Annotated in this window: 12 protein-coding genes; 3 read left to right on the forward strand and 9 right to left on the reverse strand. The window is 42.0% G+C overall.

Going from position 1 to position 14,206, the window contains the following annotated elements; all coding sequences use genetic code 11:
• Window positions 1-37: 37 nt before the first annotated feature.
• Entirely contained in the window at window positions 38-2,779 is a 2,742-nt protein-coding gene (locus tag ACFE90_RS15435; RefSeq protein WP_375501927.1) for a DUF3536 domain-containing protein, read from the reverse strand.
• Between the two features lie 525 nt (window positions 2,780-3,304).
• On the opposite strand from ACFE90_RS15435, the gene cax reads away from it, so the two are divergent.
• Entirely contained in the window at window positions 3,305-4,402 is a 1,098-nt protein-coding gene (gene cax, locus ACFE90_RS15440; protein WP_375501929.1) for a calcium/proton exchanger, read from the forward strand.
• Window positions 4,403-4,744: 342 nt separating this feature from the next.
• Entirely contained in the window at window positions 4,745-5,884 is a 1,140-nt protein-coding gene (locus tag ACFE90_RS15445) for a protein kinase (RefSeq protein ID WP_375501931.1), read from the forward strand.
• Between the two features lie 297 nt (window positions 5,885-6,181).
• Here the strand turns inward: ACFE90_RS15445 and gndA are convergent, their stop codons facing one another.
• Window positions 6,182-7,612, reverse strand: coding sequence for an NADP-dependent phosphogluconate dehydrogenase (gndA, locus tag ACFE90_RS15450; RefSeq protein ID WP_375501933.1), 1,431 nt, complete (start codon window positions 7,610-7,612; stop codon window positions 6,182-6,184).
• A gap of 286 nt (window positions 7,613-7,898) precedes the next feature.
• Between gndA and ACFE90_RS15455 the strand changes: the two genes are divergently transcribed.
• The gene (locus ACFE90_RS15455; protein ID WP_375501935.1) at window positions 7,899-8,636 is read left to right on the forward strand and encodes a Ycf66 family protein; all 738 of its coding nucleotides are present in this window, start codon (window positions 7,899-7,901) and stop codon (window positions 8,634-8,636) included.
• 44 nt (window positions 8,637-8,680) lie between these two features.
• Here ACFE90_RS15455 and ACFE90_RS15460 read toward each other — a convergent pair whose 3' ends face one another.
• The 7 genes from ACFE90_RS15460 to ACFE90_RS15490 form a co-directional block, all read right to left on the reverse strand.
• A complete protein-coding gene (locus ACFE90_RS15460; protein WP_375501937.1) occupies window positions 8,681-8,884 on the reverse strand; it encodes a hypothetical protein in 204 nt (67 codons plus the stop codon).
• Between the two features lie 80 nt (window positions 8,885-8,964).
• Window positions 8,965-9,132, reverse strand: a complete 168-nt coding sequence (locus ACFE90_RS15465) for a hypothetical protein (protein WP_375501939.1) — start codon at window positions 9,130-9,132, stop codon at window positions 8,965-8,967.
• Window positions 9,129-9,413, reverse strand: a complete 285-nt coding sequence (locus tag ACFE90_RS15470; protein WP_375501941.1) for a hypothetical protein — start codon at window positions 9,411-9,413, stop codon at window positions 9,129-9,131. The genes ACFE90_RS15465 and ACFE90_RS15470 overlap by 4 nt, the downstream gene beginning before the upstream one ends.
• On the reverse strand, window positions 9,410-9,631 hold the full coding sequence (locus tag ACFE90_RS15475) for a hypothetical protein (RefSeq protein ID WP_375501943.1): 222 nt from the start codon (window positions 9,629-9,631) through the stop codon (window positions 9,410-9,412). Before ACFE90_RS15475 ends, ACFE90_RS15470 begins: the two co-directional genes overlap by 4 nt.
• Window positions 9,624-9,842, reverse strand: coding sequence for a hypothetical protein (locus ACFE90_RS15480; RefSeq protein ID WP_375501945.1), 219 nt, complete (start codon window positions 9,840-9,842; stop codon window positions 9,624-9,626). Before ACFE90_RS15480 ends, ACFE90_RS15475 begins: the two co-directional genes overlap by 8 nt.
• A 253-nt stretch (window positions 9,843-10,095) precedes the next feature.
• Window positions 10,096-12,375 carry a DEAD/DEAH box helicase family protein gene (locus tag ACFE90_RS15485; protein ID WP_375501947.1) on the reverse strand — a complete coding sequence of 760 codons (2,280 nt, stop codon included), beginning with the start codon at window positions 12,373-12,375 and terminating at the stop codon, window positions 10,096-10,098.
• Between the two features lie 397 nt (window positions 12,376-12,772).
• Window positions 12,773-13,969: a glycoside hydrolase family 10 protein gene (locus ACFE90_RS15490; protein ID WP_375501949.1), complete on the reverse strand. Its 1,197-nt coding sequence runs from the start codon at window positions 13,967-13,969 to the stop codon at window positions 12,773-12,775.
• Window positions 13,970-14,206: the final 237 nt, after the last annotated feature.

Below are 14,206 nucleotides of genomic sequence, written 5' to 3' on the forward strand. Positions count from 1 at the left end.
CCTTCTTTCTGTGTGAAATTTTTACTCTACCGTACATCTATCCCAACTGACTTGAGATCATGCTGACATCAACGGCTAACTTTTTGCCCAACTTGAGCAACTGAAGACACTGATTATCTGCTTCATTATCAACGCTAGTGATACACACCGGTGCTATCTGACTGTGCAGACAACTAAAGTATAGTTCCTGCGATCGCTGTAGAGAAACATCAATATTTAGATGATCCCCGACATCAATCAACCGTTCCAACAGTTGGATATCTGCATTAAAACTACCATTGGCATCGTGCAACAATTGCCAAAGCGATCGCGCAATTAACTGTTCTAACATCTGCTTACCATCGGGAATATTCAGCCGACAACGCAGATGTTTTGCTTCAGTAGCGATCGCCTCCAATTGTAAGATGTGACTCCAACTCTTTTGGGGATCAGCGATATCTTGCTCAAGCGATCGTAATGTCATCAAACAGCGATGCCCTAAAGCAATATCTGCTGCTACCTGCAATTCTTGCGGTACTGCTATTTCATCTCGATGAAACGCCATCAGCACACCATAATTATCACGGTACGCTTGGGTATACAACTGTCCTAAACGTGTCAGTGTTTCCTCAGTAAGCAGCCGCATAATCCGGTGGCGTTCTTCAGCAAATAGATTCTGTAAGTTAAAAGCTTCTTCTCCAAATAGCTGTGTCATCGCCAAAATAGTATGAGCCGCGCTAGCTTGTTTTAGCGCCCCAAACAGCTTTTCTTTTAATTGGCTGTAGTTACGCCGTCCGGTAAATTGCTGAATGCCGCAGTGGAAATCCCAGCCTCCCAAATGCAGAACCGCAAATACCAAATGCTCACTTTCCCAAGTAATCTCTGATACCAGCTTTAAATTTCCTACAGCCAGAGTTAGCGATCCCATCCGTTGCATCTGGTAATCTAGCTCATTGGCAGCGTAGCAATAAACCCGCTTATGGTAACGCTGAGACTGTTTGTCAGCAGCATCTTTTCTAGGTAGGGAATTGTGCGCCTCTGCTGGTTTCTGATTGGTAAACAGGGAAGTAATGGCGTAATGGGCTGCTACTTGCTTAAAGCCAAGTTGGGCAGTTAACACTAGTTGCCGATAAATTTCCGCACCGTGTTTGAACTGATCCACATTACTGGGGGCTAAACCAAGACGTTTGACAAAGCCTTTTTCCAACTGCACACCTGCCACTTCCCCTGCTAATTCCAAAGCACGGGCAGCGTAGCGCAGAATTTGTGTCCCCTCTGGACGGGAAATTTCTTCAAAAAACCAACCGCAACTAGTGAACATCAACAAAGCGTGACGTTGCATTTCTAATAAGCGCAAAGCGTCTACTTGTTCGGCTGCCGTTAGTTTGTGGGTTTGATGACGGGCGAGGAAACGGTTGACATTGGTAGCAGAGCGATCGCGCAATACTTGGATATATTCATCTCGTGCTAGCCAGGGATCGCGAAATAACTGCTTACCATGTTCTGTATACACCTCAGTTAATTGATCCCGCAGCCAATTTAGGGAATCCCGCAAGGGACGACGCCATTTCTGATGCCAAACTGAGCCTTCACCACCGCAACCACAGTCATCCTCCCATCTGCCGACACCGTGGGCGCAACTCCAGGCTGTGACTGACTTCAATTCCACTTCCCAACTCGGAGAATTTAAGCTGAGGTAGTGGGCGAAGTTCGTCACCGTCCAACCCTGTTGAGGAAACTCTTTGGTAAAGGCGTAGGCTAAAGTTTTCTCAGTTCCCTTTTTGTGGTGTCCAAAGGTTTCCCCATCTGTCGCCACAGAAATCAATTGTGCCAGACGATGATCCCCACGCACCGCCGAACCAATACGCCCGGCAAAGTGACTGGAATTATAAACCACATCACTAAAACCCATGTCCCGCGATATCGGGCCATCGTAGAAGAAGATATCAATGTAGCGTAATCCTTCTGTACTACTATCTTTGGGACTAGTGGCGATCGCCTCCGGCGGGGCGTAGCTCATCGCACTCAGAGGTGAAGATGAAGTGTCTAATGTGGGCTTTAAATAACAACGATAGGGACGGGTAGAATCAATCTGACTACCGCCGACTTCGATCCATTCAGGATGGGGATGATCTGGAGTAGGGAGGGGACGACAACGCAGTGCTTGAGATGGTGCAAGGACAATGAAGCGAATACCCTCAGCAACAAGAGCTTCTAGGGTGGCGTAGTCTACAGCAGTTTCTGCTAGCCACATGCCTTCGGGATCACGACCAAAGCGGGAGCGGAAGTCTTCTTTACCCCAGCGAATTTGGGTATATTTATCGCGTTCATTCGCCAGAGGCATAATGATGTGATTGTATACTTGCGCGATCGCATTACCGTGACCATGCAAGCGATCGCTACTCTTGGCATCCGCCTCTAAAATGCGCTGATAAACCTCCACATCGTAGCGTTCTAGCCACGACATCAGCGTTGGCCCGATATTAAAACTGAAATACTCATAATTATTGACGATCCCCACCACTTCGCCTTGGTCATTTAAGACTCTGGCAAAGGCATTTGGACGATAGCATTCCCAATGAATCCGCTCATTCCAGTCATGGAAAGGTGCAGCGCTCGGTTGGCGTTCTATTGCGTCCAGATAAGGGTTTTCCCTTGGTGGCTGGTAAAAATGACCATGCACCGTCACATAAACACCATTAGCCTTTCTCAGGGGATCGGTTTCTTTGATGTTATTGGGATCTGAATGTAATGTTAACGTTGAGCCAGAGCTAGCTGGCATTTCAGCAGCAGAAGTCATGTATATTTATCCAAAACAAAAAACTTGCAGTTGCACCGAAAACATTGTGCGTAAACCTTTCTACAATAGTTTTTACACAAAATCCGGTATAAACGACAACTATGGAATCCAACCAAACTTTTGACAAGGCGGTTTTATTGTAGTGGGAAATCTGCGTTATCGCACAGCCCTTTCCTTAAAGGCTTAAAGTAATTAGCCATTGAACAAAGCCTTAGTTAGGGGTTTTCTCTTATTGGGACCCAATCAAAATTTTAATTGTCTTTTAATAATTAAACCCCATTTTTGATGTAAAATTTTGGCTCAGACTCATACTTTTGCAACAAAAGATTACAAAAACTCATTATATTGTAATCTTATTTTACATATAGCGCAGTGAACTGAAAACAGTACAATTCCTGAATTGCTCTACAGGTGGTTGAGAGTATCCTATGGGAGTGATGAGTGAAAGTAATTTTTAATTCAACACTCCAACTTTAAAATTTAGGATTGCTCGCTGTGAATGATGCCCTCAACCTAAGACAACAAATGTCAACTAAAAACATTATTCTTCTGATTTTATTACTATTTATCCCAGTTTCCTTAGCAGCCCACTTTTTGGAGTGGGGAGAATTGATAGTTTTCATTACAGCTGGATTAGCAATTCTGCCCTTAGCAGCTTGGATGGGTACAGCCACAGAAGAAATTGCTGTTGTAGTGGGGCCATCATTAGGGGGCTTGTTAAACGCCACCTTTGGCAATGCTACGGAACTAATCATCGCCCTAGTAGCGCTGAACGCTGGGTTAATAGATGTAGTCAAAGCCAGTATTACGGGATCGATTATTAGCAACTTACTACTGGTGATGGGTTTTTCCATGCTTTTGGGGGGGCTGCGCTACAAAGAACAGACATTTCAGCCAATTGTGGCGCGGGTAAATGCTGCTTCGATGAATTTGGCGGTGATTGCGATTTTGATGCCAACGGCGATGAATTACACTTCTCAAGGAATTAACGAACAAACACTGCAAAATCTTTCTATTGCTGTTGCTGTAGTATTAATCCTGGTTTATGCCCTAACACTGCTATTTTCGATGAAAACCCACTCCTATCTTTATGATGTGGGTGTAGCGGAGGCAGAAGCAGAAGCAGAGGAAATATCTCATGGTAAACCAAATATGGCGTTGTGGGTTGGCGTGCTGCTAGTATGTACCTTGCTAGTGGCAATTGAGTCAGAAATGTTAGTAGATTCTCTGGAAGTGGCGACATCTCAGCTAGGTTTGACGGCGCTGTTTACAGGGGTAATTTTGGTTCCCATCGTCGGTAACGCGGCTGAACACGCCACAGCAGTCACGGTGGCGATGAAAGATAAGATGGATCTTTCCCTTTCGGTAGCTGTGGGATCAAGTATGCAGATTGCCCTATTTGTCGCGCCCGTGTTAGTTATAGCAGGGCGGATATTGGGTCAACCAATGGATTTGGATTTCAAACCCTTTGAATTAGTAGCTGTGGTTGTGTCAGTGTTGATTGCAAACAGTATTAGTTCTGATGGAAAGTCCAATTGGCTCGAAGGCACTTTATTATTAGCTGCTTATACAGTATTGGGGTTCGCCTTCTACTTCCATCCAGTTATAGAAGGTATAGGATAGTACCGCAAGGTGGAAGTAAAAAGGAGCCAGTGCGTTGGGGAGCCAGCGCGGTCTTCTCCCAAGGGGAGACGCCAAGGGCGATGGGGGTTTCCCCCATGAGCGACTGGCGTCCGGCTCTGCCGACTTGAAGCAACTGGCTCTCAAAAGTTAAAAGTCAAAAGTTTTGTATATCAAGGCTTTTGCAAGTTTTAAAATGGTAGCTTGATTTCCGCCACGCTGTACTAGTGAGTTAGTAGTGCGTAAGCGTAGCCCGTCGTAGACATAGCTCATAGTTTAACGGATTCGCAAAAGTCCCTACTCTCAAGGCCAGTAAAATAAAGAGATATAAGAGCGATCGCCTATATGAGCTACTGCCTTAATCCCCATTGTCCCAAGCCTGAAAATCCTAATGATGTCAAGTTTTGCCGGACTTGCGGTTCTAAGTTACTCCTCAAAGAACGTTACCGTGCTATCAAACCAATCGGACAAGGTGGTTTTGGCAAAACCTTTTTAGCTGTGGATGAGGATAAACCCTCAAAACCACGCTGCGTAATTAAGCAATTTTATCCCCAAGCCCAAGGCACTAACACTCTTGCCAAAGCCGTAGAGTTATTTAACCAAGAAGCAGTGCAGTTAGATGAATTGGGCAAACATCCTCAAATTCCCGAACTACTGGCATATTTTACCCAAGACGGCCGGCAGTATCTTGTACAAGAATTTATCGACGGGCAAAATTTAGCCCAGGAATTGGCACATAGAGGTGCTTTCAATGAAATACAAATCCGACAACTATTAAACGATTTATTATCAGTTTTGCAATTTTGCCATGCCAGACACGTAATTCACCGCGATATTAAGCCAGAAAATATTATTTTACGCGAGAGCGATCGCAAATTAGTTTTAGTAGATTTTGGTGCTGCTAAATCTGCCACTGGCAATGCCTTAAATCAAACTGGTACAAGTATTGGTAGCCCAGAATATGTTGCCCCTGAGCAAATGAGAGGTAGAGCTGTTTTCGCCAGCGATATTTACAGTTTGGGGGCTACTTGTATTAATTTATTAACTAAGCGATCGCCTTTCGATTCTTATGATACCAACAACGATACTTGGGTTTGGCAGCAATACTTAAAAACTCCCGTCAGTAATCAGTTGAGTCGTATTCTCAACAAGATGCTAGAAAGTATTCCAATTCGGCGTTATCAAACAGTAGATGAAGTTCTCAAAGACTTAAATCAACAGTCGCAAGTAGCAGCCACGCCAGCGATTGCAGCAAAACCCATCCCTCAATCGCCACCCAATTCTCCACCGACATTTATATCGCCATCTCCTAGTCAAATTGATCAAGAACTAGAGGAAATGAAAACCCAATTTTTGGGTAGCAACAAACCTCAACTGAATAAAATACAACCACCAATTGCCACATCTGGGCCTTCTAGTAAAAACAAAATAGATGAAGAATTAGAAGAATTAAAAGCCAAATATCTTGGTAATAATAACCCCTAAAATCAAGATAAAATAGATAATTGCTATTATCCTCATCTCTTGCTCTGCGTCTCTCTTGCCTCTGCGGCAAGCCCTCCGGGTGACGCTCCTAAGGTCGCTAACGCTGCGCTAACAGCAGTTGCTCATGGGGGAAACTCCCATCGCCCTTGGCGTCTCCCCTTGGGAGAAGACCGCGCTACTTCACCGCTTTGCGTCTACGTTAAAAAGAAAGTGACTCTGAAACTCAGAGCCACCCTTAAAACTGTATTCTGAAACTTTTTAACTTTTCACAATATCCTGGTGTAGATGTGTGAAAATTTACTTCTTAGCTTCAGCAATGGGTACCCATTCAGTGTGGAAACTTCCGGGCTTATCAAGACGTAGGTAGGTATGTGCGCCGAAGTAATCACGTTGTGCTTGAGTTAGATTTTGGGGCAAGCGATCGCGGCGATAGCTGTCAAAATAATCCAAGGATGCGCTAAATGCGGGTACTGGAATTCCCAGTGTTGCAGCTGTCGCAATCACTTCCCGCCAAGCAGTCTGTCTGTCGAGAATTGTCTGCTTAAATTCGGGAGCTAACAGCAAGTTAGACAAAGCTGGATTTTCGCTAAAAGCCTTCTTAATCTTATTCAAAAAGCGAGCGCGAATAATACAACCACCTTTCCAAATCCGCGCCATTTCGCCCAGATCCAAATTCCAGTTATATGTTTTTGAAGCTGTGGATAGCAACGCCATCCCTTGAGCATAAGAACAGATTTTTGAGCAATAGAGAGCATCACGTACTTTATTGATAAAGTCCTTAGTTTGCCCGTCATATTTGCCACTGGGGCCTGTGAGGACTTTAGATGCTGCAACCCGTTCCTCTTTAATAGAAGAGATAATCCGGGCATTAACTGCTGCTGTAATTGTGGGAATAGAGACTCCCAATTCCAATGCAGTTTGCACAGTCCAGCGTCCAGTTCCCTTTTGACCTGCTGCATCAACAATCAAATCCACCAGGGGTTTATTTGTTTCTGGGTCAATATATGGGAAGATATTCTTAGTAATCTCAATCAAAAATGAATCGAGTTCATCGGTGGTGTTCCATTCAGCAAACACCTCATGTAGCTGATTATTGTCTAATCCTGCGACACTTTTTAGCAAGTCGTAGGCTTCAGCAATTAGCTGCATATCGCCGTACTCAATGCCGTTATGTACCATTTTGACATAGTGGCCAGAACCACCAGGGCCAATGTAGGTTACACAAGGGCCATCATCGACTTGGGCAGCAATTTTGTTGAAAATTGGCGATAGAAACTCGTAAGAGCTTGTTGTACCTCCAGGCATCAGTGAAGGCCCATTTAGCGCTCCTTCTTCACCGCCACTGACACCCATACCAAGATACCGAAGCCCTGCGGGTTCTAATTCCTGAGTGCGTCGTTCCGTATCTTCAAACCAAGAGTTGCCACCGTCGATAATGATATCGCCTTCCTCTAACAAGGGTTTGAGTTGAGCAATCACCGCATCCACTGGTTTACCAGCTTGCACCATTACTAGGATTTTGCGGGGACGTTCCAATAAGGCAACAAATTCTTCCAAAGTAAAGGCGGCTTTGACGTTCCGTCCTGTAGCACGCTGCGCCATAAACGCATCCGTTTTTTCTCGGGAGCGGTTGTAAACTGCAATTGGGAAGCCATTGCGCTCCACGTTTAGAGCGATGTTCTCACCCATAACGGCTAATCCAATCACACCAAAGCTTTGTAGTGTCATAAAAAATTTCTGGCTAACTCTTGCAGATCCTTTTACTTTAAGGGTAGTCCGATATTTTCCCTTCTCTCCTAAAGAAGACCTTAAGACTTGAATAAATGACAAAAATCCACAACTAACACGGATAATTAATTTTAATTTGTATCTAAATCAACAATTGACTTGCAAAATTGTTAATTAAGGGATTGGGGACTGGGGATTAGAGACTGGGGACTGAGAAATTCTTTCCTAGTACTCAATACCCAATACCCAATCCCCAATCCCCAATAGTGAAAGGAGTAACCAAATAATGCTGGCATTTGTCCTAGCTTTGGTGGTCGGTCTTGGTAGTTTAGCCATTTATATAGCAGCTTTCTTTTTTCCAGAAATCCACCGCAAGAATGACTTTATCTGGAGTGGTGTAGGACTTTTCTACGCCTTAGTTTTATGGGTGTTTGCACCACGCATTACTGGGGGTTTATTACTGGGTCATGTGGCTAGTGTGGCTCTTTTGGTCTGGTTTGGCTGGCAAACTTTATCATTACGTCGCCAACTGACCCCGCAGCCACAACAAACCCAAGTACCCAGTCCTGAGACAGTGAAAACTGGCATTCAGGAACAGGTAAATAAGTTCTCCCTTCAGGAACGGCTGGGCCAGTTGCAAAAAAGTCTTGGTAGCACCTTCAGTGGTGTGAAAGACAAGGTACAACAAACTGGGAGTAAAAAAACACCCACAACCCCTAAACCTGAAAACATTACTTCTGTACTAGCAGAGAAACCTACTGTTGAGATTATCGACAAAACTACTGCCATACCAGAAAAACCAGCAGAGGAGACAGTTACTACTGACACCGAAGCCAAAACCGAGAGTGTACCGGAAGCGATTCCACCACATCCCCCATCTCCTGAATTGGTGGAAGCAGCGCAACCAGACTTTGAAATTGAGGAGAAGCAACCGATTCCTGTAGAAGAAATTGCGCCGGATGCGGTACTCGCTCCCCCGGCGGAAGCACTACCTGAAGAAATACCGCCTAATCAAGCTAATTGAATGCAGTGAAACCTAACGTTAACCTAAATAATGTTGGGTTTCACTCAACTTGTTTTAATGTTCTGCCACAAATCGGCTGAAACAAACCTTGATAAATGACCAACATTAGTTGTTGCGATCGCAACATCTGTAACGTTAAGAGTTATAGCCTGGGCTACTAAAATTATGTCACCGTCAATCGTCTTATCACTAGCTGTTGGTTGTCCTTGTTGACGAGCTTGTGCCCAGAATAATGCAGCTTGACGCATTGCAGTTGTTGTGATGGGTAGATATTCTAGAAGTTGACTTAATTCATCTAAGCGAGCAATACCTTTAACTTTGTTTGCTCTTAATAATTCTCGCCCACTTCATAATCAGCGATTTCAGGAATTATAACTCGACTGCCAGAGGAAAGTAGTAGTTGCAGCCATTGAGTACAAGCAAGGCTTTCAGCAGACAACTTTGGATTTGTAACTAAACCTAGTGGCCCTGAATCTAACAAAATAACTTGACTCACCAAGTTATACCTTTTAACTCAACAGGGAATAATTTACGATCAGATAAACGATCCTCATCTAAGGCATGAATTAAGTACTCTCCTGTTTCTTGCTGCTCATCAGCATCACCTTCATCAATCCAAGACTGAAGCGCATTAACTAACTTAGACTGTTTCTCTTTTGGCAGAATATATTTTTGCAAAATCTGCAAAGTATATGTTTCAACAGAAAGCCCTTGCTGTTTAGCTTGTTGTGCAAGATACTGTTCTAATTCTGGTGGCAAGTTAAGGGTTAAAGTCATAAGTCTCTTTTGAGTGACACCATACATTTTAAAGCTGCTCCCAGCCTTAACCCGATTTCGTAGGGCAATACGTTGACACTAGAAACAGTATCTAGCAAGTCTAATACATTTACAGAACTATTCTGATAAGTGAGAATTAGCGGTAGATAAGGCAGCGTACTAAATGTACCGAGTTTTGGATTTCCCTCAGTAAATGTAAATCTAACTTTATCAACCATGTGTTACCGCTTTTTCTTCTGCTAATGCCTTCCCTAAAACAGCAGCAGCCTCAAAAGAATCATATAAGCCAAGACTTGCTACTTTCTCCTGAGCATCCAATGGAACTAAACTTGATTCTTTCAACAATTCGGTTGCCAGTAAATGCATTAGTAAGAGTTTATCAGTGTGGGATAATTCTTTAACTAGCGGTATGAGTTCGGTAAAAAGCATAAGCTAAGGCTTTAATGAATTTAGATAAATTTTAGAGCATAATTTTAGGAGAGAAGCCACAAACTACAATTTTTAGTAACTTGTTTTCAGTCAAGTAAGGTTTAGAGGGTGTCTGAAAATTTTTTTGCATATACCAAACGCTTAGAGATACCCCTAAATCCCCCTTAAAAAGGGGGACTTTGAGACTCTTATTACCCATTTTTTAAGGAAAAATCAGCAAATATTTGATACTTCTCAGACATTCTCTAAAATACTATCGTCTTGTATTTTCTCTACGGGTTTTCTCTACATGGGCTTTACGTGTCAGCAATTGCAGATTATCTATGGTAGTTAAACCACCCTGAGACATAGGTTTAATGTGATCGATTTGAAAATCTCTCCGCATCTGGCTTTTAATTCCACTGACTGCACAAGTTATAAACCCTTTTGCATCTGTCTGCTTGGCGAATACAGCATTTTTAATTTTTCTGTATTCAACAATATCTCGCTCTTTGATTTCATATAGAGTTAACTTCTCTATTGGTATAGTGTCTGGAATTACAGTTGGTATTGATCCGACTATACGATCACCATATATGTCTGGGTCTGCAATCTTCATAATTTCAATAGCCAATTGCTTCATGAAATATAGCTTGTTATAACTGAATAGCACTTGCCAAAAAGAGTTTTCATCATTCCAAAGTGATTTGATATAGTCAGCTTCTGCTCTACCGCCTAATGAATTGTCGTAGATATGTCTTGCTACAATAGATAAATCGCATTTTCTTCTCTCGCTGAAGGCTAGAAATTCTGGTTTTTGTTCATTGTGAGCATAGAAACGCAAGATATTTTTCACATCTTCATCTCTATAGCCCAGTAATGTTTGATAGTCAGGAAAATAAATTTCCTTTGCAATTTTCAAAAGAAGATCAAGTTCTACTTGGGTTAATATTTCCCTGTCTTGTAAATCAATACTTTGAAATAGAACTTTCAAATCTTGTACAAAGTTGTCGTATGCCTCTTCTGTGTCATCATATAACAACACATCATAGTTGGTAGGCTTAGGCTCATATCCTTCAGACGGTTCAAGAATGGAAAAACGATAAATTCCAAGAGGAATCCTTTTCAAAAATACTAATTTTTCTAACCCAGTAGTATCAATTGATTCATCCATGATACGGGCGAATTCCTCGATCATCTCAATAGATATTAGCCGAGCAGTTCTATTACCTGATGGAATATCTTTCTCAATAAATTCTGCATCATCTTCAAAATGAAGCTTTTCTGGGTTCACCCAGTTAATTTTGTCTTCCCAGTCATCAATAAAGCTGACTACATAGGCTTTTTCTGTGCCGCCTGCTTTTTGCCCACGTAAAGCCCTCCCTATCATTTGTGTCATTAATATTGTGGACGCGGTAGGTCTTGTGAGAAAAACAGTTTGTACGTTAGGTAAATCTGTTCCCTCAGTTAATATTTCTACATTGATCAATACCTCAAGCTCTCCATTTCTAAATTTTTGTATTTTTTCTTTATTGTCTTTTGCAGCAACTGTACTACCTGTAGTTAAATCTTGAACTGAAGATACAACATAATCAGAATTAATTCCTTTATCTCTAAACAGTTTGTTCAGGGCAATTGCATGTATGATATCGATTGCAAAAATCAAAAGAGGTTTATACTTTTCCCGATTATTGATATAATGACTAACAATTATCTTGTTCCGCTCATAAGATTTAGCAATCTCCTCAGCAATATCTTTTGGCAGCTTATCAAAGTCTTCAATATTTTTTATTTCCCTGGCTGTTAATTTTTTCTTTATCTCTATCTTCGTTTTGAGATTTTCAAAAATAGGTTCGGCAAGTATTCCTCTATTAATTAAGTTTCTTAGGTGTTCTGAAAAGATAATATCTTTGGGAAAAACTAATTTTAGCAAACTCTTTTCACTCTCATCTGTTCGGAAAGGAGTAGCTGTTAGCCCTAGCATTTGAAAGCCGTTCTCATGACCTCGTTTCTTTAGATCATCTTTGACAGCATTAATTAATTTACGATAGGTCTTAGCTGTTGCATGATGTGCTTCATCCACTACCAAAAGAACTTCTTGTAAGTGACCGATCCAGTTTGTCAACAAGTAATCAAGCCCACTGTTTAGACTATCTTTACTGGCAATAATGATGTCATCACTGGGTTCAATGTGTACAGGTCGTCCATGTTTAGAATGACCTGAGATAATGCGGTATCTAAATCCTGATACATTACTCAATAATGATGAATAGGCACTAAGTCGAAGTGTCTCAAATGCTTGGTCAAGTAGTTCATGACGATGAGCAATCCATAGAACTTTTTTCTTGTTGTTAATGAAGTTACGTAGTAGCCAGTGAATTGCTGTCAAAGTTTTTCCGCCGCCTGTGGGTAGAACTAGTAAGCCTTCAAAGGCATCTTTATTAGTTTCATTCAGTGCTTTGATTGCTTCGTTCTGGTGGGAGTATAGCTCTTTGGGAGTCTCACCCCTTTTAACTTCGATTCGACCTGCGTATTCAACTTGAACGGTTTTCATATAAGTAAAATCCTAGAAAGACTGTGCTTTAGGGAAGAGGTTGGAACTAGGTCTACCTCAACGGATTGCAGCAATCCATTACCCTAATTGTCAGTATTCCCAATCCGAGAGCGCTGTCTAACTAATTACCAGGATATTTACTTCTATTTAAATGTATTAATAAATACTTTGTTTTAGGCGTTCGCTCTTTTAAAAGTACGATAAGTCGTAAAGCGGCTACGCAATACCATCAGCCATAAAAAATTGCAAGCGGAACGTAGCCTAGTGAAACAATCCCAGTTTTGACGAGATTACTTCGCTTCTCTACGAGAGGCTGCGCCAACGCTTGCAATAACGAAAATACTTACCTTTGCATAAATCTTGAAAGTGAATCTTATTAGCTTCGTCAAACTCACGTTCATTCAATTTTGGCGCGGAGTGCAGGAGATCGAAAGAAAGTTGCAAATCCAGCTTGGCGCTCGTTTAAAGGTTCTAGAGCATCATTCCAAAGACTTTCATAATAAAAGAAAGTTACGCCTAAACCGCGTTCTTGGGCAGCCCGCACCTGAGACTTAATTTGCTGCATGGGAACTGGATTATTTCGTAACCCTGTCATAATGCCAATTCCAGTTGGAATTATTTGTTGCGCTTCTTGAATTTCTGCGCGGGAAATATTAGCCACAAAACTTTGCAGATCCGGACGATAAATTTGCACGATTAACTCGTCCACAATATTTTGCCGCATCCAACCCAGCCAATCTTGCAGGTGAAACTTGTAAGCAAAATCATAATAATTAGGAGAAACAGAGAAAATCGCCTGGGGTTTTCTCTGCTTTACAGCTTGGTTAAGTTGTACCATGAACGCCGTAATTTTATCTGCCCGCCACTTTACCCATGCCGCATCTTGGGGATTATTTGGCGGAGGATTATTCGTTTCTTTGGTGTACAAAGCAACTGTATATTGGTCGTAACCAAATTCGTGAGGCAAACTCATGTGATCGTCAAACTGAATGCCATCGGCATCATATTGGGTGATAGTTTCTAGCACTAGATTAGTGATAAACTGTTGCACTTTTGGATGGAATGGATTGAGCCACATCACCTCACCAGCCGCACTGATTGAAGTTTGGCTACCATCCCGCTTTTGTGTGAACCAATCAGGATAATTCATTGCCAATTCTGAGGTTGGAGGAGCCATGAAACCAAATTCAAACCAGGGAATTACTAGCAATCCTTTGCGATGGGCTTGGTTAATCAGGTCTGAAAGAATATCATGCCCATCTGAACCTTTGTAGACAAAAGGTTGAATACCTGCACGTTGTGCGATCGCACTAGGATACATCACATAGCCAGAATTCCACACCACAGGATAGATAGTGTTGAAGTTCATCTGGCGTAATTGACTCACCGCATCCTGCACTTTGTCCCGATTTTTAAGGGTGTCAAAATCATTAGTGGTCATCCAAACCCCGCGAATTTCCTGACGGGGTATCTGTGCAATGGTAGGAGTGAAACTATCCACCAACAATACAGTAAAAAAGGATATTAAAATGAGAATTGGAAAAAGAGACTTGAGTAGTCGTCGCCAACTTTGAACAATAAAAGATGATTTCATAAATTTGAATGATGCATTAACTACCCATACATGCCATTGCTCGTTTTGATGATTGAATCTACTAACCATTAGTCTATAAGTATTTATGCTTAGTACAGGATTGATGAGTTGGTAGTTGTTCGTTCCCTGCTTCTGGAACTTTTGCACCAGAAAAACTAAAGCAGACAAATTAAGATAGTTGACGCAGCTAGTAGGCATTTGTGCCCAATAGATATTGGGAATGGGGAGGACAAGAAT

This window comes from uncultured Nostoc sp., from assembly GCF_964245445.1.
In the GTDB taxonomy this organism is placed as follows: Bacteria; Cyanobacteriota; Cyanobacteriia; order Cyanobacteriales; family Nostocaceae; genus Nostoc.